Origin of the sequence: Pseudomonas sp. CC120222-01a (assembly GCF_003097235.1) — a bacterium.
GTDB lineage: Bacteria > Pseudomonadota > Gammaproteobacteria > Pseudomonadales > Pseudomonadaceae > Aquipseudomonas.
This window is the reverse complement of record NZ_QEQQ01000028.1, coordinates 1-20,018: the sequence shown is the minus strand read 5'-3', so window position 1 is coordinate 20,018 and position 20,018 is coordinate 1. Positions and strand designations below refer to the sequence as shown.

Here is a 20,018-nt window from a genome sequence, read left to right as displayed (position 1 = left end):
CTGTCCTGTGGGAGCGGCCTTGTGTCGCGAAAGGAGGGCGCAGCCCTCCCCAGTTCCTTTGCGGAGTATTGAATGAGCCACAACGTCATCCTGGTCCTGCTCGACGGCCTCAACTACCAGGTCGCCCACCACGCCATGGGCCACCTGCACGCCTACGTCGAGGCCGACCGCGCCGCGCTCTACCGCATGGAGTGCGAACTGCCGTCGCTGTCACGGCCGCTGTACGAGTGCATCCTCACCGGCGTGGCACCCATCGACAGCGGCATCGTGCACAACAACGTCAACCGCCTGTCCAACCAGCGCAGCGTGTTCCACTACGCCCGCGAAGCCAACCTGGGCACGGCGGCGGCGGCCTATCACTGGATGAGCGAACTGTACAACCGCTCGCCCTTCGACCCCCAGCGCGACCGCCACACCCACGCGCCGAAACTGCCGATCCAGCACGGCCTGTTCTATTGGGACGACCGTTACCCCGACTCACATTTGCTGGCCGACGGCGAATACCTGCGTCGCCGGCATGCACCGAATTTCCTCCTGGTGCACCCGATGAGCATCGACGATATCGGCCACCGCCATGGCCTGGACAGCAGCCAGTATCGCAATGCCGCGCGCAGCGCCGACATCCTGTTGTCCGATTACCTGCCGGGCTGGCTGGAAGAGGGCTATCAGGTGCTGGTCACCGCCGACCACGGCATGAACAACGACCGCTCGCACAACGGCCTGCTGGCCGAGGAGCGTGAAGTGCCGCTGTTCGTGTTCGGCGACGCCTTCAGCCTCGACCCGGCCGCCAAACCGCTGCAGACCGAACTGTGCGGGACCATCTGCGAGCTGCTGGAGGCAGCCCACGACAAGACGGTTTGCCGGGAGCTGCTCAAGTGAACCGTGGCCGCTACCTGGCCCTGCTCTGCCTGCTGCCGTTCGCCGTGTTCTTCGTGATCTTCCAGATCGCCCCGCTGGCCTGGGTAGCCATCAACAGCTTGCAATCGGAAGCCGGCTGGGGCGTGGACAACTTCAGCAAGGTGTTCGCCTCCAAGTTCTACCTGCAGGCCCTGCAACGCAGCCTGGAGATCAGCTTCTGGTCGAGCCTGTTCGGCATCGTCATCGCCACCCTCGGCGCCTATTCGCTGCGCCAGGTCGACTCGAAGCTGCGCGACTTCGTCAGCGCCTTTGCCAACATGACCAGCAACTTTGCCGGGGTGCCGCTGGCGTTTGCCTTCATCATCCTGCTTGGCTTCAACGGCGCGCTGACCCTGCTGCTGAAACAGATCGGCCTGCTGGAGGACTTCAGCATCTACTCCAAGAGCGGCCTGATCCTGGTGTACACCTACTTCCAGATCCCGCTCGGTGTGCTGCTGCTCTACCCCGCCTTCGACGCCCTGCGCGAAGACTGGCGCGAGTCGGCCGCGCTGCTCGGTGCCAGCCACTGGCAGTTCTGGCGGCATATCGGCCTGCCGGTACTCACCCCGGCGCTGCTCGGCACCTTCGTCATCCTGCTGGCCAACGCCCTCGGCGCCTACGCCACCGTGTATGCCCTGACCACCGGCAACTTCAACGTGCTGCCGATCCGCATCGCCGGCCTGGTGGCGGGCGACATCAGCCTCGACCCGAACCTGGCCAGCGCCCTGGCGATGGTGCTGGTAGGGCTGATGACACTGGTCACGGTGATTCATCAATGGCTGCTCAAGAGGAGCTACCATGCGCGCTGAAAAAACCTCCGCCGGGCTCTACCATCGGCTGGTGGTGTACCTGCTGTTCCTGATCCTGCTGCTGCCGCTGGCTGGCACCCTGCTCTACTCGCTGGCCACCAGCTGGTCGGCGAGCCTGCTGCCCAGCGGCCTGACCTTCAAGTGGTACATCGCGCTGTGGAGCGAGCCGCGCTTCCTGGCCGCGTTCGGCCAGTCGCTGCTGGTGTGCGTGGGCGCGCTGGTGCTGTCGGTGGTGCTGATCCTGCCGCTGCTGTTCGTGGTGCACTACCACTTCCCGAAACTCGACGCACTGATGAACGTCCTCATCCTGCTGCCGTTCGCGGTACCGCCGGTGGTGTCGTCGGTAGGCCTGCTGCAGCTCTATGGCAGCGGCCCGATGGCGATGGTCGGCACGCCGTGGATCCTGATCGGCTGCTACTTCACCATCGCCTTGCCGTTCATGTACCGGGCGATCACCAACAACCTGCAGGCGATCAACCTGCGCGACCTGATGGACGCTGCCCAACTACTCGGCGCCAGCACCTGGCAGGCCGCCCTGCTGGTGGTGCTGCCGAACCTGCGCAAGGGCCTGATGGTGGCGCTGCTGCTGTCGTTCTCGTTCCTGTTTGGCGAGTTCGTGTTCGCCAACCTGCTGGTCGGCACCCGCTACGAGACCTTGCAGGTGTACCTGAACAACATGCGCAACAGCAGCGGCCACTTCAACAGCGCGCTGGTGATCTCATATTTCGCCTTCGTGCTAGTGCTGACCTGGGTCGCCAACCGCTTGAACAAGGACAAAACCTGACATGAGCTTCGTCAGCGTACAGAACCTGCAAAAAAGCTACGCCGGCAGCCCGGTGTTCGAGAACATCGACTGCCAGATCGAACGCGGCGAGTTCGTCACCCTGCTCGGCCCCTCCGGCTGCGGCAAGTCCACCCTGCTGCGCTGCATCGCCGGGCTGACCCCGGTGGACGGCGGCAAGATCCTCCTCGACGGCCACGACATCGTGCCGGTAAGCCCGCAGAAGCGCGGCATCGGCATGGTGTTCCAGAGCTATGCGCTGTTCCCCAACATGACCGTGGAACAGAACGTTGCCTTTGGCCTGCGCATGCAGAAGGTCAAGGCCGATGAAAGCCAGCAGCGTGTGCGTGAAGCGTTGGACCTGGTGGAGCTGGGCAACTTCGCCGGGCGCTACCCGCACCAGCTCTCCGGCGGCCAGTGCCAGCGCGTGGCCCTGGCCCGCTCGCTCGTCACCCGGCCGCGCCTGCTGCTGCTCGACGAGCCGCTGTCGGCGCTGGATGCGCGCATCCGCAAGCACCTGCGTGAGCAGATCCGCGCGATCCAGCGCGAGTTGGGGCTGACCACCATCTTCGTCACCCACGATCAGGAAGAGGCGCTGACCATGTCCGACCGCATCTTCCTGATGAACCAGGGGCGCATCGTCCAGAGCGGCGATGCCGAAACCCTCTACACAGCGCCAGTGGACCTGTTCGCCGCCGGCTTTATCGGCAACTACAACCTGCTCGACGCCGACAGCGCCAGCCGCCTGCTGCAACGCCCGGTGGCCGGCCGCCTGGCCATCCGCCCGGAGTCGATCACCCTGGGCACCAACGGTGAACTGGACGCCGAGGTGCGCAGTCACAGCCTGCTTGGCAACGTCATCCGCTACCGGGTAAAAGTGCGCGAAGTGGAACTGGTGGTCGACGTGCTCAACCGTTCGCCTGAAGACCTGCATGCCGACGGCCAGCGGGTTTCCCTGTCGATCGACCCCACGGCGCTGCGCGAAGTGGCTTAAGGAGAATCAGCAAGATGGCACTGGCAATTTTCGATCTGGACGAAACCCTGATCCATGGCGACTGCGCGTCGCTATGGAGCGAACAGATGGCCCGGCTGGGCTGGGTCGACGGCAAGGAGTTCCTGCGCCGCGACCATGAACTGATGGAGGCCTACGGCAAGGGCCACCTGCAGATGGAAGACTACATGGCCTTCAGCCTGGAGCCGATTGCCGGGCGCACGCTGGAGGAAGTCGAGCACCTGGTGGAGCCGTGGGTCGAGGAGGTGATCGAGCCGATCATCTACGGCGACGCCTGCCGCTGCATTGCCGAGCATCGCCAGCGCGGTGACCGGATCCTGATCATTTCCGCCTCAGGCACGCACCTGGTCGGGCCGATTGCGGCGCGGCTGGGGGTGGATGAGTACCTGGCGATCGAGCTGGAGGCGGTGAACGGCGTGTATACCGGCAAGACCCACGGGGTGCTGACCTACCGCGAGGGCAAGATCACCCGTTTGCTGGAATGGCTGGACCAGGAGCAGGAGAACCTGGAAGGGGCGAGTTTCTATTCTGATTCGAGGAATGACCTGCCGCTGCTACTGAAGGTCGACTATCCGCATGTGGTGAATCCGGATGCGGTGTTGCGTGAGCATGCCGAGAAGAATGGCTGGCCAATCCTGAGCTGGTCCTGAAGATTAGTGTGGACCTCTTCGCGGCGGTTCGGCGCCCCGACACGCCCGCTCCCACAGGCACCCCACAGTTTTCGGACTTGTGGTGATCCCTGTGGGAGCGGGCGTGCCCGCGAAAGGGCCTGGCCTGATTACGCCAGGCTCGGGTCGATGACCATCACCAGCTTGCCGGACACCTGGTTGCTCTCAAGCTCGGCATACGCCGCCTGGGCAAACTCCACCGGGTAGGTATCGACCAGTTGGGGCGACAGGCGCCCTTCGGCAAACAGCGGCCACACCTGCTGCTGCAGTTCGCGCAGCAGCTCGGCCTTGAAACCGTCATCGCGGTTGCGCAAGGTCGAGCCGGTGATCTCCAGGCGCTTGCCCAGTACCTGGGCCAGGTCCAGCTCGAACTTGCGCCCGCCCATCAGGCCGATGATCACCCAACGCCCGTCACGGGCCAGTAGCTTGAGGTTCAGCTCGCCGTAGCCGGCACCCACCGGGTCCAGAATCACATCGAACGGACCGAAGCCTTCCAGCGCGTCGAGGTTCTGATTACGCACCACGCCACCCGCAGCACCCAGCGCCTCACAGTAGTCCAGGCGGTCCTGGGAACCGACACTGACCCATACCGGGCTGCCAAACGCCTTGCACAGCTGGATCGCCGCCGAGCCCACGCCACTGGCGCCAGCATGCACCAGCACCTTCTCGCCGGCCTTCACCTTGCCCAGCTGGAAGATGTTCAGCCACGCCGTGGCATACACCTCCGGCAGCGCCGCCGCTTCGTGCAGGCTCAGGCCCTCTGGCACCGGCAATACATGGCGGGCATCGACCACCACTTCCTCGGCCATGGCACCGCTGGCCAGCAGCGCGCAAACGCGGTCGCCCACGCGCCAGTCAGCGCCGGCACCGACTTCCTCGATCACCCCGGCGCACTCCAGGCCCATGTATGGGCTGGCGCCTGGCGGTGGTGGATACAGGCCCTTCATCTGCAGCAGATCGGCCCGGTTCAGCCCCGCAGCGGCCACGCGAATGCGCACTTGGCCCGCGTCACAGGCGGGGCGTTCGGCCTCGACCCAGGCCACATGTCCGTCAACGCCTTGCAATGCCTTCACAGTGCCTCCATAGTTGAATCACAGACTGAGCCTGAGGAGCCCGCTCCTCAGGCTTTTTGCAGTATTTGTCCGGCTCCGATGGAACCGGCGAACGGAAAAGACGGCCTACTATGCGTGATCAATTGCCTCCACGTCGAATCAGCATGAAGCATTTCCTCCCAAGCACCGCCCTCGCCCTCATGGTTGGCCTGGGCAGCCTCACGCTCGGCGGCAATGCGGCGGCCGCCAACAAGTGGGACAGCCTGCAGCCGGATCGCGACGAAATCGTCGCCAGCCTTAACGTGGTGGAGCTGCTCAAGCGTCACCACTACAGCAAGCCACCGCTCGATGACGCCCGCTCGGTGATCATCTACGACAGCTACATCAAGCTGCTCGACCCGGCCCGCAGCTACTTCACCGCAGCCGACATCGCCGAATTCGACAAGTGGAAGACGCAGTTCGACGACTTCCTCAAGAGCGGCAACCTCGACCCCGGCTTCACCATCTACAAACGCTACCTCGACCGCGTCAAGCAGCGCCTGGACTTCGCCCTGGCCGAGCTGGCCAAGGGCGTCGACAAGATGGACTTCACCACCCACGAAACCTTGCTGATCGACCGCAAGGATGCCCCGTGGGAGAAGGACCAGGCCGCGCTCGACGACCTGTGGCGCAAACGCGTCAAGGACGAGGTGCTGCGCCAGAAGATCGCCGGCAAAGAGCCGAAGCAGATCCAGGAAACCCTGACCAAGCGCTACAAGAACCAACTGGCGCGCCTGGACCAGACCCGTGCCGAGGACATCTTCCAGGCCTACATCAACACCTTCGCCCAGTCCTACGACCCGCACACCAACTACTTGTCTCCGGATAATGCGGAGAACTTCGACATCAACATGAGCCTGTCGCTCGAAGGCATCGGCGCGGTGCTGCAGAGCGACAACGACCAGGTCAAGATCGTGCGCCTGGTGCCGGCAGGCCCGGCCGCCAAGACCAAGCAGGTGGCACCGGCCGACAAGATCATCGGCGTCGCCCAGGGCAACAAGGAAATGGTCGACGTGGTCGGCTGGCGCCTGGACGAAGTGGTCAAGCTGATCCGTGGCCCGAAAGGCTCGGTGGTGCGCCTGGAGGTCATCCCGGCCACCAATGCACCAAGCGACCAGACCAGCAAGATCGTCTCGATCACCCGCGAAGCCGTGAAGCTCGAGGAGCAGGCGGCGAAGAAGTCGGTGCTCAAGCTCAAGCAGGACGGGCGTGACTACAAGCTCGGCATCATCGAGATCCCGGCCTTCTACCTGGACTTCAAGGCCTATCGTGCCGGTGACCCCGAGTACAAGAGCACCACGCGCGACGTGAAGAAACTGCTCACCGAGCTGCAGAAGGAAAAAGTCGACGGCGTGGTCATCGACCTGCGCAACAACGGCGGCGGCTCCCTGCAGGAAGCCACCGAGCTGACCAGCCTGTTCATCGAGAAAGGCCCGACCGTGCTGGTACGCAACAGCGACGGCCGCGTCGATGTGCTCGAGGACGAAAACCCGGGCGCCTTCTACAAAGGCCCGATGGCGCTGCTGGTCAACCGCCTGTCGGCCTCGGCCTCGGAGATTTTCGCCGGCGCCATGCAGGACTACCACCGCGCGCTGATCATCGGTGGCCAGACCTTCGGCAAAGGCACCGTGCAGACCATCCAGCCCCTCAACCATGGCGAGCTGAAGCTGACCCTGGCCAAGTTCTACCGGGTTTCCGGGCAGAGCACCCAGCATCAGGGCGTGCTCCCGGACATCGACTACCCGTCGATCATCGACACCAAGGAAATCGGCGAAAGCGCCCTGCCTGAAGCCATGCCGTGGGACACCATCCGCCCAGTGGTCAAGCCGGCAGTCGACCCGTTCAAGCCGTTCCTGGTCGACCTCAAGGCCAAGCATGACGCACGCAGCGCCAAGGATGCCGAGTTCACCTACATCCGTGACCGCCTGGCCCTGACCCAGAAGCTGATGGACGAGAAGACCGTCAGCCTCAACGAGCAGGAGCGCCGTGCCCGCCACGATGACGTCGAAGCCAAGCAGCTGGCGATGGAGAACATCCGTCGCAAGGCCAAGGGCGAGGAGCCGCTCAAGGAGCTGAAGAAAGTCGACGAAGACGCCCTGCCGGACGAAGATGACAAGACCAAGCCGGAAGACGACGCCTACCTGGCCGAGACCGGTCGCATCCTCATCGATTACCTGAGCGAAAGCACCAAGATGGCCAAGAAGTAATCCGACCGATGATGGCAGATTAATGTGATCTGTCATCAAACAGTCATTGCGCTGTCGTGAAATAGACGGGCCGGGCATGCAAATGCCCGGCCCTTTCATTTTCAGGATACCGTCATGACCGTCGCCGAACAGCTCACTGCCTTGAGCGCAATTCTGGCTCAGCGCAGCATTCACAGCCTGTTCCAGCCGATCGTGCGCCTCAGCGAACGGCGTGTCTTCGGCCATGAAGCCTTGAGCCGCGGCCCATCCAACAGCCCGCTGCATTCGCCATTGAACCTGTTCGCCATCGCCCGCCAGTCCGGTCACCTGACCGAACTGGAGGCCGCGTGCCGGGAAAGCGCGTGCCGACGCTTCAGCGAGCAGGGGCTCGACGGCAAGCTGTTTCTCAACATCTCACCTGAATCGCTGCTGGAACCGCACTACCCTTCCGGGCGCACCCTCAAGCTGCTCGAGCAAGTGGGGCTGGCACCCAGCCGGGTAGTGATCGAACTGACCGAACACACGCCTACCGACGATTTCCAGCTGCTGTCCAATGCCTTGCACCACTATCGCGACATGGGCTTTTCCATCGCTCTGGACGACCTTGGCGCGGGCTATTCGAGCTTGCGCCTGTGGTCGGAGCTGCGCCCGGAATATGTGAAGATCGACCGCCACTTCATCGACGGCATCCACCGCGACCCGCTCAAGCGCGAGTTTGTCGGCTCCATCCTGCAGATAGCCCGGGCGTCGAAGGCGCAGGTGATAGCCGAAGGGATCGAGCTGGCGGAAGAGCTGGCGGTGTTGACCGAGATGGGGGTGGACCTGGTGCAGGGGTACCTGCTGGGGCGGCCGCAGGAATTGGGGGTGCGGGAGAGTCAGCAGCTACTGGCGCAGGTGCTGCCTGTGGCTCTGGTCGAGCAACCGACGGTGGGGCTGAATGCCACGCTTGGCCAGATCATGGAACTGTTTGGCCGCAATGGTGACTTGAAGGAACTGGATGTACTGGATGCCGATGGCAACCCCTGCGGCGTGATCCATCGAGATGCATTGCCTCTACTGGCCTCTTCGCGGGCACGCCCGCTCCCACAGAAACACCGTGGATTTCGAAGCGGTGATGAGCCTGTGGGAGCGGGCGTGCCCGCGAAGAGGCCAGCACAGGCAATACATAACCCTCAGGCATGCTCGGGATAGCTGTACTCAAACACCCGAACTACTTCGGAGGCATGCCAGGACGCCGCCTCCATGCCATCCACCGGCCCGGAGAAGCGCCCCAGGCGCTCCACGCATTCGAAAAAGCCGGTGCGCGGCAAACGGCTGGCCCCCTGGCTAATCACCAGCGAGCTGCGCAGTGGCTGCTCGGCACGGGCATCGAGCACCGCCAGGTACTCCAGCGCAGCGGTGAGGGTCTGCATGGCCGGGCTGGGCAGCTGCAGGCGCTCGATCAGCGCACGGTAGGTGAGCAGGTGGCGTTGACGGCGGGCCAGGTCAAGCTCGTCCAGCAGGTTTTGCCAATGCTGTCGGCTGATCCTGACCTGGCTCATGACGGTTCGCTCCAGCCGGCCACCCCCAGGTGCCACGCCAGGGCACGGCGGATCGCAGCATCCGGCTGGCGCTCGCCCGATTCGATCATGGCCAGGTAAGCCGGGCTCACCCCGACATTACGCGCCAACTGCTCAGCGGCGATGCCTTTGGCCTGGCGCAGCTGTGCCACTTCACTGAACGCAGGCAGGCTGGCTGCCGGGGCGCTCTGTTGCGCTGATTCGACAGACACCTCGGCGGGTGCCTGCCCGGCTGCCTTGAGCAGCGCTTGATACTGCTCCCAGGGCACGACGGCGTACTCGGGCTGACCGTCCCGGCTAATGACCTGAATACCCATTACAACCCCCTTACGTAAGGATTACCGCATGTAATCCGTAGGCATAACGCTTATGCCAATTATATTACCAAGCGCGGGAGTCTGTGGGGACTTGCTCGATTTCAGTGCGTATTGCGCTCCAGGCGCAGCGCTTCGGGGGTATCGGGCAGGCGCTCGACCACCCGCAGGCGCTCAGGCGCCTGGCTGTCGCGCCAGGCCTTGAAACGCGCCAGCTCATCGGCCACGGTCTTCAGCACCCAACCGAGCACGGCGATGTCATCGAGAAAACCGACGCCCAGAATCCAGTCGGGGATGGCGTCGATGGGGCTGACGAAGTACAGCAAGCCGGCGACGATGGTCACCAGAGCCTTGGGGCTGATGGCGCGGTACTCACCCCGCCACCAGGCCAGGCACAACGACTGCAGCAGCTTGACGTCCTCACGCAACTGGCCGATGCGCGGGCCTTTGCGGGCGACGGCGAACAGCAAGGCCGGCAACCGGCCACGGCTGAGCAGGCGCTCGGCCAAGGGCAGGAAACGGGCGAAATTCCAGGGTGCGCTCATGGAGCCTCCAGCAGGGAAAGGTTATCCACATTTATTGTGGATAACCTTGTGAACAGGGCGAAGTTTGTGACGGCAGGCGCCCACAAGGCAAGGGCCCCGGTCAGATCGGGCGTTTTTTACACAGCCGTTTCAGATCCGCAAACGATTTGCGACAGAAGCTTCCGGCTTCTCCACACTGCCCTAGCTCGGACAGTACTTGCCGCACGAGGTTCGCCGAATCATCCCCCACAAACGACAACGCCCCGTCATGACGGGGCGTTGTGCAGGTACCAGCCGTTATTACTTGGCAGGCGCTTCGGCCGGGGCTTCAGCTTCTGGCGCTTCGCCACCCTGCAGCTGGGCCGGGTCCTTGATGGCGATCAGTTCCAGGTCGAACACCAGAACCGAGTTGGCCGGGATCAGCGGGCTCGGGCTCTGGGCGCCGTAGGCCAGTTCAGCCGGGATGAACAGCTTGTACTTCTCGCCAACGTGCATCAGCTGCAGGCCTTCGACCCAGCCTGGGATCACACCGCTGACGGGCAGGTCGATCGGGCTGCCGCGCTCGACCGAGCTGTCGAACACCTTGCCATCGATCAGCTTGCCTTCGTAGTGAACAGTGACCACGTCGGTCGGCTTCGGCTGCGGGCCGTCGGCCTTCTTCACGACTTCGTACTGCAGGCCCGAGGCGGTGGTGACCACGCCAGGCTTCTTGGCGTTTTCTTCGAGGAATTTCTTGCCGGCGCTGGCAGCTTCTTCGCTGGCCTTGGCCAGGCGCTCTTCGGCGCGCTTCTGCAGCGCGGTGAAGGCTTCTACCAGCTCTTCGTCCTTGATGCGTTGCTCTTTCTTGCCGACAGCGTCTTCGATGCCGAGGGCTACGGCTTTCGAATCAAGGTCTTCCATGCCTTCCTGAGCCAGGCTCTTGCCCATGTTCAGGCCGATACCGTAGGAGGCTTTCTGTGCCGGAGTCTTCAGCTCGGGGCTGCTGGCTTGTTGATCACAGCCAGCCAGTACCAGGCCTACCAGGGCAACCGCAGCCGCCAGACGATGCTGTTTCATGCTATTTCCTTGTTCATGCGCCATAAGGGCAATCAGGGTAAAGCCGCGAGCTTATCAGGCGGCCATCACCAATGGCTACCGGCATAAGAGCGGGTTTTCGTAAGGAAGTTCAGTAGGTAAAGGCTTCTTCATGGAAGCTTTACAGCCATTGGCCAGTATTGACCCTTTGTGCCGGGTTTTCCTGGTTTTTGTGGCTTTTTATTTCTGGTAGTTCTGATCAGGGATAGGTGCCTGCCCGGTACTGCTCAGCGAGTTCGCGCAGCACCTCGCACACCCACTGCCCCGGCAGGCTCAACGGCAAGGCGGCATTCCGGCAGATGCCCACCGAACCACCCGGCTCACGCACTCCGAGATCCAGTTCGGCCAGCTCACCCCGGCGCAAATCGAGCAGCACCGCATCACGCGGCGCGACCCACAGCGCATCGCTACCCAGCAGGTAACGACGGCTCAATGCCAACGACAAGGTCTCCAGCCGCTGCGTCGGCATTTGGATGCCGCACTGCACGAACAGGCTGTCAGCATGCTGGCGGATCGTGGTGCCCGGCGGTGGCAGCACCAGCGGATACTGGCCGACCCGCTGCCGCTCCACCAGTGTGCTGGCAAGCAACGGATGGCCAGGGCGCACCACCAGCGCCATGGACTCGCTGTACAGGTGCTCGAACGACAACCCCTGGATCTGCGGGCTGTCGGTCATGCGCCCAACGACCAGCTCCAGCTCACCCAGGCGCAGTTGCCCAAGCAGCTGCGCACTGACCCCGGTGACCACGCTGATCACCAGCGCCTCGTGGCGCTGATGCAGGCGGCACAGCACCTCGGGCATCAGCAGCCCCTCGACCGTCGACAGCACGCCAATGCGCACCTGCGACGGCGCCCGCGCTTCGCCACGCAGGCTGCTGACGCCATCGCGCAGCGCCTGCACGCTGGGCCCGGCGTAGCGCATGAAACGCGTGCCAGCCGGGGTCAGCTCGACGCCCTGGCGGCTGCGCTCGAACAGGCGCGCTTCGAGCAGGTCCTCGAGCTCCTTGAGGGTCTTGGAAATCGCCGGCTGGCTGATCGCCAGAATGTCGGCAGCCCTGGCCAGGCTGCCCTGCCGGGCAATCTCCAGGAAGCACAGCAGATGACGGTACTTGATTCGGGTGTCGAGGTTCATGCCGGCAAGCTTACCGCATCGCCACCTGCGGCGTATCCGGGTCGCGCTGCTGGCGGCGGAACTGCCCGGGTGGCAGGCCATGGATCTGGCGGAAACGCCGGGAGAAGTAGGCTTCATCGGCGAAGCCACAGAGCCGTGCCACCTCGCCCACCGGGCGGCTGCCGTTGAGCAGGTAGTTGCGCGCGGTGTGCATGCGCCGCTCCAGCACCAGCTCGCTGAAGGTCTTGCCGATTTCCTTGCGCAGCCAGTGGGTCAGGTAGGTCGGCGACAGGTAGGTGGCGGCGGCGACTTTCTGCAAGTTCAGGTCAGGGTCGTCGATATGCCGGCGCAGGTACTCGCTCATGCGGCCTAGCGCGGCGCGCCGGCTGAGCTGCGCGGCATTACTGTCGGCCAGTTCGCGCAGCGGCTCGGCGTACAGGCCGCAGACCTGGCCGATCAGCTGCAGCAGCAGGCCCTTGAGCATTTCGCGGCTACCAAAGCGGCGGTTGGCATCCAGCGCGCGCATGCGTTCGAGGACCTGCCGCACCTCGGCGAAGTCGGCCTCATCAAGGCAGAAATCGAGGTGTTCCTGGAAGCGAAAGGGTGACAGTTCCGGGGCCTGCAGGATCGACACCTCTTCCAGGTCCATCGGGTCGCAGGCCAGGTGCGGCAGGAGGAACGTCTGGGAGAAATTGATCACCACGAAGTCGCTGTCGGCCGGGTGCGGGATCACATGCACCCGGTGCGGCAGGATAAAGGCCAAGGTGTTGCGCTTGAAGGGGCGCTGCACGCTGCCGATGTGCTGCAGCGTGTCGCCGCCGAAGTTGACCTGAATCTGGAAGTACTCATGACGATGCGGCGCGGTCTCGGCGGGGCGGCCGCGCTGGTCGCGGATGTAGAAATCCATCAGCTCGCTGCGCTGCTGCATGACGTAGGTCGGGACCTCGCGCTTGGGGGGCATGGGCAATCTCCGGGTTGCGGGGCTCTAAGTTGTACGATGTCCAAGCTCTGCAATTTAACCCCTTCTGCAAAAACCTGCGCAACAGCAAATCCACGCAGCCGGCCAAAAACGCGACATACAGCAGAAAAACCGAACAAAACCCCAATGGCGATTTTTCTTGGACAGCGCAGCCCTGCCCCGCCTGCCGCGAAAAAAACGGTCTAAAACCGCCGTTGCATTCCTATCGTTGTACGACCACCTTAAAAAAGGGACTGCAGCCCAACCTCTACCAACAACAACAAACGAGGTCGACTCATGTCGAGCACGCCTACCCCCCGCGCCGCGTCGTCGTACGCGCTGGACGCGGCCCCTGCCCAGCGCCTGCCCACCCGCCGCCGCTGGTTCATGCTGTCGCTGCTGCTGGTGGCGACCATCATCAACTACGTCGACCGGGTGAACATCTCCATCGCCGCCCCGTTCATGGCCAAGGACCTGGGCCTGGACAAGGTCGAGATGGGCCTGATCTTCTCCGCCTTCGCCTGGACCTACGCCCTGGCCCTGGTGCCAGCTGGCTTCATCGCCGACCGCTTCGGTTCGCGCCTGACCTACGGCGTATCGCTGATCAGCTGGTCGGCGGTCACCGTGGCCCAGGGCCTGGCCAGCGGCTTCGCCTCGCTGTTCGGCCTGCGCCTGGCGGTCGGCGCCATGGAAGCCCCGGCCTTTCCGGCCAACAGCCGTGCGGTCACGGTGTGGTTCCCCGCCCGCGAACGCGGCATGGCCAGCAGCATCTACGTGTGCGGCCAGTACCTGGGCACCGCGCTGTTCACTGGCGCGCTGTTGTGGCTGGCGACCACCTATGACTGGCGCCATGTGTTCTACAGCACCGGCCTGGTCGGCATCCTGTTCGGCGTGGTGTGGCTGTGGCTGTATCGCGACCCGCTGAACTGCAAGAAGGTCAGCAAGGAGGAACTGGCCTACATCGAGCAAGGCGGTGGCCTGATAAAAAGCAGCCAGGAGCGCACCCGCTTCGACTGGCGCCAGGTCGCCGAGCTGTTCCGCTACCGCCAGGTCTGGGCCATCTGCCTGGGCAAGTTCGCCAGCACCTCGGCGCTGTACTTCTTCCTCACCTGGTTCCCCACCTACCTGATCGAAGAGCGCCAGCTGACCTTGATCAAGGTCGGCATCTTCGCCGTCATGCCGTTCATTGGCGCCACGGTCGGCATCCTCCTCGCGGGGATCGTGTCCGACCTGCTGATCCGCAAGGGCTACTCGCTGTCGTTCGCCCGCAAGCTGCCACTGGTGGTGGGCTCAATGCTGGGCATGTCGATCGTGCTGGTGAACTTCACCGACTCCAATGTGCTGTGCATCGCCATCCTCACCCTGGCGTTCTTTGCCCAGGGCATCGCCTCGGCGTCGTGGGCGGCGGTGTCGGAAGTGGCGCCCAAGGAACTGATCGGTCTCACCGGCGGGGTCACCAGCCTGGCGGCGAACATTGGCGGCATCGTCACGCCGATCGTGATTGGCGCCATCGTGCATGCCAGCGGCTCGTTCGCCATGGCGTTCTGGTTCATTGGTGGGGTGGCGCTGATGGGCACCCTGTCCTACTCGCTGCTGCTCGGCAAGCTGTATCGCATCGAGCTGAAGACTGCAGCCTGATTTGAGGAATGCATGGGCTGTACCGGCCTCTTCGCGGCTGAAGCCGCTCCCACAGGGAGAGTGCCAAACCTGAGGGCAGCGCTGTACTTGTGGGAGCGGCTTCAGCCGCGAAAGGGCCGGCACAGGTTACTTGGATAGTCCAAGCCGACCCCGTTTTCGTCCAACTTTGCCGGCCAGCCTCTGACTTACGCTGGCCATTCCAGTACGGAGGATCCACCCATGACCTACCTGTTCAACCCGCCGGCCATCGTCAGCCTGCCGATCCGCGGCAGCGCTGCGCGCTTCCCGGTCGGCAGGGTGTTCTGCCTGGGCCGCAACTACCCATGGCCGGAGTCCTACGGCCCGGCGCCACAGGAGCCGGTGTTCTTCATGAAACCGGCGAGCAATGTGGTCGAGGCGCAAGGCGAACTGCCCTTCCCGCCGCAGACCGATGAGTTCTGCCACGAAATCGAGCTGGTTGCAGCCATCGCCAAGGGCGGTGCCGACATCGCCCCGGGGCAGGCCCTTGAACACGTGTTCGGCTTTGCCGCCGGCCTCGACATGACCCGCCGCGACCACCAGCGCAAGGCCAAGGCCGAGGGTCTGCCCTGGGAAGGTGCCAAGGTGTTCGAGGCCTCGGCACCGATGACTGCCATCGTCCCTGCCAGCGAATGCACCTGGCCGCTGGAAGCCTCGCTGTGGCTGCAGGTCAACGGCCAGGAGCGCCAACGCGCCCACCTGAGCCAACAGACCTGGGCCTTGGCCGAGGTGATCAGCCGGCTGTCCCGCCAGCTGCCGCTGCGCCCCGGCGACCTGATCATGACCGGCAGCCCGCCCGGTGTGGCGCCATTGAACGCGGGCGACACGATCCACGCCGGCATCGATGGCATCGGCGAACTGCAACTGCGTGTCGGCCCTCGCCCTGCCGGGCAAGCCGCCAACGCCGCCTGAATCTACTGGAGCCCCACATGAGCCAAAACAAGAAAATCGCCCTGGTCACTGGCGCTGGTAGCGGCATCGGCCGCGCTGTCGCCCTCGCCCTGCTGGAAGACGGCTTCAGCCTGGTCCTCGCCGGGCGCCGCGCAGAACCGCTGCAAGCGGTCGTCGAGCAGGCGCTGGCAGCGGGCGGTGAAGCCTTGGCCGTGCCCACCGACGTACGCGATGAGCAGAGCGTCGCACAGCTGTTCGCCACCATCGAAGAGGTGCATGGCCGCCTCGATGTGATCTTCAACAATGCCGGCATCAACGCCCCTGCCGTACCGGTCGACGAGCTGCCGCTGGAAAACTGGCGCAACGTCATCGCCACCAACGTCGACGGCGTGTTCCTGTGTGCCCGCGCCGCCTTCGGCCTGATGCGCCGCCAACAGCCGCAAGGCGGGCGGATCATCAACAACGGCTCGATCTCGGCGCACACCCCGCGCCCGTTCACCGCGCCCTACACCACCAGCAAGCACGCGGTGCTGGGCCTGACCAAGGCGCTGGCGCTGGACGGCCGCCCCTACAACATCGTCTGCAGCCAGGTGGACATCGGCAACGCCCTGACCGAACTGTCCGAGCGCATGACCCGTGGTGTACGCCAGGCCAATGGCGAGATCGCCGCCGAACCGATGCTCGACGTGCGCCATGTGGCCGATGCAGTGCGCTACATCGCCGCGCTGCCGCTGGACGCCAACGTACTGAACATGACCGTGATGGCCAGCAACATGCCCTTCGTTGGCCGCGGCTGACCCCTGTTCCTGATGGAGTGACCGATGAAACCTGAAGTCCTGCAACTGAGCCCGATCCTCATCCCACAAATCCGTGAGCGCCTGGAACAGCTGTTCACCGTGCACCGCTACTACGAACAGGCTGACAAGGACGCCTATGTCAGCCAGCATGCCGACAACATCCGCGGCGTGATCACCGGTGGCCACACCGGCATCAGCCAGGCACTGATGGCGCGCCTGCCCAACCTCGAAGTGATCGCGGTCAATGGCGTCGGTACCGATGCGGTGGACCTGGCCTATGCCCGCGATCGCGGCATTCAAGTGACCGCGACCATCGGCGCCCTCACCGAGGACGTCGCCGACCTCGCCATCGGCCTGCTGATCGGCTTGTGCCGTGGCATCTGCACCGGTGACCGTTTCGTGCGTGCCGGCCACTGGGCCACCAGCGCCACGCCGCTGGCACCGTTGCCGCTGGCTCGCCAGGTGTCGGGCATGCGCGTGGGCATCGTCGGCATGGGCCGGGTCGGCCGCGCCGTGGCGCAGCGGGCGGCAGCGTTCGGTTGTCCGATTCGCTACACCGACCTGCAGGCGCTGGAGGTGCCTTATGGTTTCGAGGCGGATCTGGTGCAACTGGCCAAGGACAGCGATGCGCTGATCCTGGCGGCGGCGGCCGACAAGGGCGAGGCGCTGGTCAACCGCGAGGTGCTGCAGGCATTGGGCGCCGAGGGGTATCTGATCAACATCGCGCGTGGCAAGCTGGTGGATGAGCCGGCGTTGATTGCGGCGCTGGAGGCCGGCGAGATTGCGGGTGCGGCGCTGGATGTGTTTGCCGATGAACCGCGTGCGCCCGAGGCCTTGTTCGAGCGTGAAGATGTGGTGCTGCAGCCGCATCGCGCCAGTGCCACGGTGCAGACTCGCACGCGCATGGGAGAAATGGTGGTGGCCAGCCTGGTGGATGTGTTTGCTGGGCGTAAGCCGCAGGGGTTAGTGATGTAATTTGAATCTGACGTGAAAACGGTGAATGGCAAGCTGACTGCCGTTCACCGTTCCACTTTTTTCCTCGCAAACTTACATTAACTTACTTCTACCCAACACATCTCGAAAGTTATTTGGAGAAAAGTCCTACAAGGCTTTAGGAAGAGAGAAGCTCCTCTGAGAATTGATTCCTCGTTAGTGTTCAGGTGCAACCCAGACGCACCTGTTCGCTAACCAACCGTTGGCCGGCATAGCCGCGCGATGACGGGTGAAAGAGGAACTTCCATGCTCGACCAGTCTGATTCCAACAGCAAGAAAGCGGAGACGAAAGGTGTCACTCAAGCCATAAAGGAACACAACGCCGCGTCCATTCTCGAACCCTCGACGTGGAGCGCAAGTCCCTCTTCTCACTCCCCAAACAGCCAACCCGAATTCGCCGAGCTGCCTGAGCGCTACCCGGCCGACCCTGACTTCCAACTGCGCGGCACCTTCCAGAACCCGATGATTGATGCGGCGATGCCGCTGTTCGGCCTGGTAATGCGCCTGCGCACGTTGGACGACCTGCCCAACATCCTGGAGGTGCACCAGCAGGTGCGCACCCAGGTCGACAACATCCTCGAGGAAATGCGCCAGCGCGGCTATGAATCCGCGCAACTGCTGGCTTATTCCTACGCACTGTGCCTGTACCTGGACGAGGCCGCGATGAGCCGGCCCTGGGGCAGGCATTCCTGCTGGAGCCAGGAATCGCTGCTGAGCATCTTCCACCACGAAACCTGGGGCGGGGAAAAGATCTACACAGTGCTGTCGCGCCTGATGCAGGAGCCTCAGCGCTACATCGACGTGCTGGAATTCCTGTACCTGTGTCTGTGCCTTGGTCTCAAGGGCAAATATGCCCTCGCGCCAAATGGTGATGAGGCGGTGAACGCCCTGCTCCAGCAAATCTACACGCTTATCCGGGAAGTACGTGGTCCGGTCCCGGAACAGCTCTGCACCCCCCTGGCCAATGTCGCCCCGAGCAACTTCCGCATGCGCCGCCAGTGGCAATGGTGGGCCCCGTTGCTGATGAGTGCCGCAGCCATGGCGGTGGTGTACGGGATTTACAGCTATCGCCTGCAGCTGCTGACCGCCGAAGTGCTGGAGTCGCTCAACCACATCCTGCAGCAATGATTCTGCTTCTGGAGCCTTTATGCCTAGACAATCCGATCTGCGTTACAGCTTCCAGCCGCTGGCGGCTGATAGGGAACTCGAAGTGGTGTCGTTCGAACTCATGGAGGCTCTGAGCACCCCCTTCCAGTTAAAGCTGGAGCTCATCAGTTTCTACGACAACATCGACTTCGCTCAACTGCTCGACAAGCCTGCATTGTTCACCATCTGGGACGCAGACCGCCCGGTGCGTTACGTACACGGCCTGATCAGCAGTTTCCGCCAGGGCGATAGCGGCTTCCACCGCACCCGTTATCACGCCCTGGTCGAACCACAGCTGGCCCGCGCCGGGCTGCGATCGAACTGGCGCATCTTTCAGCAGAAGACCGTGCCGAAGATTCTCGAACTGATGCTTCAGCGCCAGGGCATCCTGCGCTTCGACCTGAGCACAGTCCGTGAGCACCAGATCCGTGAGTTCTGCGTCCAGGCTGGCGAGACCGACCTCGATTTCATTGCCCGCCTCGCTGCAGAGGAAGGTTTCGTCTACAGCTTCGAGCACAGCCCCAAGCAGCACAAGCTGCTCATCACCGACCGCTTGTTATCACTGGGCCTGATCAGGCAGGGTCCCATTCAGATCAAGGACAAGCACAAAGGCGCCTACGAAGCAGAGGATGCAATCCACTCGGAGCCTGTGCTTTACCACGTCAACAGCGGTGGCGACCAGGCCCAGCCCTGCCTGCGGCGCTTCTACTACAGCGAGAACGTGCGCACTGCGCGCCAGGCCCAGCGTGATTATACCTTCACCCACCCGGCCTATCGTCTGGATCAGCAAGCCAGCGCCAAGGGCGAAGTGCATCAGTCCATGGACTACGAGCGTTTCGACTACCCCGGGCGCTACAAGCGCGAAGCAGTCGGCATCTCCTTCACCCAGACCCGTCTGACCGGCTTGCGCCACGACGCCCGCATTGCCGAAGTCACAGGCGACGACGTACGCCTGCAACCAGGCCAGGCCTTCACCCTCACCGGCCACCCGCGCGAAAACCTCAATGTGCTCTGGCGGGTGATCAGCGCCCACCACGAAGGCAGCCAGTTCACCAGCCTGCAGGAAGGCGCCGCCGACGCCAAGCAAGGCACCCATTACGTGCAAAACGCGGTACTGGTCCCCGGCATGGCCGAATGGCGGCCGGCGCCCTTGCCCCGTCCGCGTGTCGACGGCCCACACATGGCCACCGTGGTCGGTCCGCCCGGCGAGGAGATCTTTTGCGACCAGTGGGGCCGGGTCAAGGTCAGCTTTCCCTGGGACCGGGAGAGCAAAAGCAACGAGTTCAGTTCCTGCTGGGTACGCGTGTCACAAGGCTGGGCTGGCGGCAGCTGGGGATCGATGGCCATCCCACGCATCGGCCAGGAGGTGATCGTCCAGTACCTCAACGGCGACCCTGATCAGCCGATCATCACCGGTCGCACCTACTGCGGTAACCAGCTGCCGCCATACGACCTGCCGGAACACAAGACCCGCATGACCATCAAGAGCCAGACCCACAAGGGTGATGGCTACAACGAGCTGCGTTTCGAGGATGAACTGGGGCGGCAGGA

The 20,018-nt window shown here is 63.7% G+C and carries 20 protein-coding genes; 13 read left to right on the top strand and 7 right to left on the bottom strand.

What is annotated here, in order from left to right; genetic code table 11:
• Positions 1-72 precede the first annotated feature (72 nt).
• Genes N430_RS25560 through N430_RS25540 form a run of 5 tightly spaced genes read left to right on the top strand, consistent with a single transcriptional unit; the run spans position 73 to position 4,149 of the window.
• A complete protein-coding gene (locus N430_RS25560) occupies positions 73-879 on the top strand; it encodes an alkaline phosphatase family protein (protein WP_110639565.1) in 807 nt (268 codons plus the stop codon).
• On the top strand, positions 876-1,706 hold the full coding sequence (locus tag N430_RS25555) for an ABC transporter permease subunit (RefSeq protein ID WP_110639564.1): 831 nt from the start codon (positions 876-878) through the stop codon (positions 1,704-1,706). Before N430_RS25560 ends, N430_RS25555 begins: the two co-directional genes overlap by 4 nt.
• Positions 1,696-2,490 carry an ABC transporter permease gene (locus tag N430_RS25550; RefSeq protein ID WP_110639563.1) on the top strand — a complete coding sequence of 265 codons (795 nt, stop codon included), beginning with the start codon at positions 1,696-1,698 and terminating at the stop codon, positions 2,488-2,490. Before N430_RS25555 ends, N430_RS25550 begins: the two co-directional genes overlap by 11 nt.
• 1 nt (position 2,491) lies before the next feature.
• The gene (locus N430_RS25545) at positions 2,492-3,481 is read left to right on the top strand and encodes an ABC transporter ATP-binding protein (RefSeq protein WP_110639562.1); all 990 of its coding nucleotides are present in this window, start codon (positions 2,492-2,494) and stop codon (positions 3,479-3,481) included.
• A 14-nt stretch (positions 3,482-3,495) separates the two neighbouring features.
• Complete coding sequence (locus N430_RS25540) at positions 3,496-4,149, top strand: HAD family phosphatase (RefSeq protein WP_110639561.1); 654 nt, start codon at positions 3,496-3,498, stop codon at positions 4,147-4,149.
• A 128-nt stretch (positions 4,150-4,277) separates the two neighbouring features.
• Here the strand turns inward: N430_RS25540 and N430_RS25535 are convergent, their stop codons facing one another.
• On the bottom strand, positions 4,278-5,240 hold the full coding sequence (locus N430_RS25535; protein ID WP_110639560.1) for an NAD(P)H-quinone oxidoreductase: 963 nt from the start codon (positions 5,238-5,240) through the stop codon (positions 4,278-4,280).
• A 143-nt stretch (positions 5,241-5,383) separates the two neighbouring features.
• Here N430_RS25535 and N430_RS25530 point away from each other — a divergent pair, with 143 nt between their 5' ends.
• Together N430_RS25530 and N430_RS25525 are read left to right on the top strand one after the other, a co-directional pair.
• Positions 5,384-7,465, top strand: a complete 2,082-nt coding sequence (locus N430_RS25530; protein WP_165837384.1) for a carboxy terminal-processing peptidase — start codon at positions 5,384-5,386, stop codon at positions 7,463-7,465.
• 114 nt (positions 7,466-7,579) lie between these two features.
• On the top strand, positions 7,580-8,635 hold the full coding sequence (locus N430_RS25525) for an EAL domain-containing protein (RefSeq protein ID WP_110639558.1): 1,056 nt from the start codon (positions 7,580-7,582) through the stop codon (positions 8,633-8,635).
• Here the strand turns inward: N430_RS25525 and N430_RS25520 are convergent.
• From N430_RS25520 to N430_RS25495, 6 genes are all read right to left on the bottom strand, one after another.
• Positions 8,617-8,985, bottom strand: coding sequence for a hypothetical protein (locus tag N430_RS25520; protein ID WP_060509068.1), 369 nt, complete (start codon positions 8,983-8,985; stop codon positions 8,617-8,619). The genes N430_RS25525 and N430_RS25520 overlap by 19 nt on opposite strands.
• Positions 8,982-9,320 (bottom strand): helix-turn-helix transcriptional regulator, encoded by a 339-nt coding sequence (locus N430_RS25515; RefSeq protein WP_110639557.1) that lies wholly within the window; start codon positions 9,318-9,320, stop codon positions 8,982-8,984. The genes N430_RS25520 and N430_RS25515 overlap by 4 nt, the downstream gene beginning before the upstream one ends.
• Before the next feature lie 101 nt (positions 9,321-9,421).
• A complete protein-coding gene (locus N430_RS25510) occupies positions 9,422-9,862 on the bottom strand; it encodes a YkvA family protein (protein WP_110639556.1) in 441 nt (146 codons plus the stop codon).
• A 279-nt stretch (positions 9,863-10,141) separates the two neighbouring features.
• Positions 10,142-10,897, bottom strand: a complete 756-nt coding sequence (locus tag N430_RS25505) for an FKBP-type peptidyl-prolyl cis-trans isomerase (protein ID WP_027918134.1) — start codon at positions 10,895-10,897, stop codon at positions 10,142-10,144.
• Positions 10,898-11,114: 217 nt separating this feature from the next.
• Entirely contained in the window at positions 11,115-12,047 is a 933-nt protein-coding gene (gene pcaQ, locus N430_RS25500; protein WP_110639555.1) for a pca operon transcription factor PcaQ, read from the bottom strand.
• A gap of 10 nt (positions 12,048-12,057) precedes the next feature.
• A complete protein-coding gene (locus N430_RS25495) occupies positions 12,058-12,987 on the bottom strand; it encodes an AraC family transcriptional regulator (protein WP_110639554.1) in 930 nt (309 codons plus the stop codon).
• A 294-nt stretch (positions 12,988-13,281) separates the two neighbouring features.
• Between N430_RS25495 and N430_RS25490 the strand changes: the two genes are divergently transcribed.
• From N430_RS25490 to tssI, 6 genes are all read left to right on the top strand, one after another.
• Positions 13,282-14,622 (top strand): MFS transporter, encoded by a 1,341-nt coding sequence (locus N430_RS25490; protein ID WP_110639553.1) that lies wholly within the window; start codon positions 13,282-13,284, stop codon positions 14,620-14,622.
• A gap of 219 nt (positions 14,623-14,841) precedes the next feature.
• Positions 14,842-15,552: a fumarylacetoacetate hydrolase family protein gene (locus N430_RS25485; protein ID WP_110639552.1), complete on the top strand. Its 711-nt coding sequence runs from the start codon at positions 14,842-14,844 to the stop codon at positions 15,550-15,552.
• A gap of 17 nt (positions 15,553-15,569) precedes the next feature.
• A complete protein-coding gene (locus tag N430_RS25480) occupies positions 15,570-16,328 on the top strand; it encodes an SDR family oxidoreductase (protein WP_110639551.1) in 759 nt (252 codons plus the stop codon).
• 24 nt (positions 16,329-16,352) lie between these two features.
• The gene (locus N430_RS25475; RefSeq protein ID WP_110639550.1) at positions 16,353-17,303 is read left to right on the top strand and encodes a 2-hydroxyacid dehydrogenase; all 951 of its coding nucleotides are present in this window, start codon (positions 16,353-16,355) and stop codon (positions 17,301-17,303) included.
• 264 nt (positions 17,304-17,567) lie between these two features.
• Positions 17,568-18,449 carry a type IVB secretion system protein IcmH/DotU gene (gene icmH, locus N430_RS25470; RefSeq protein ID WP_110639549.1) on the top strand — a complete coding sequence of 294 codons (882 nt, stop codon included), beginning with the start codon at positions 17,568-17,570 and terminating at the stop codon, positions 18,447-18,449.
• Positions 18,450-18,468: 19 nt separating this feature from the next.
• A partial coding sequence (gene tssI / locus N430_RS25465) for a type VI secretion system tip protein TssI/VgrG (RefSeq protein WP_116583661.1) occupies positions 18,469-20,018 on the top strand: 1,550 nt, incomplete at its 3' end.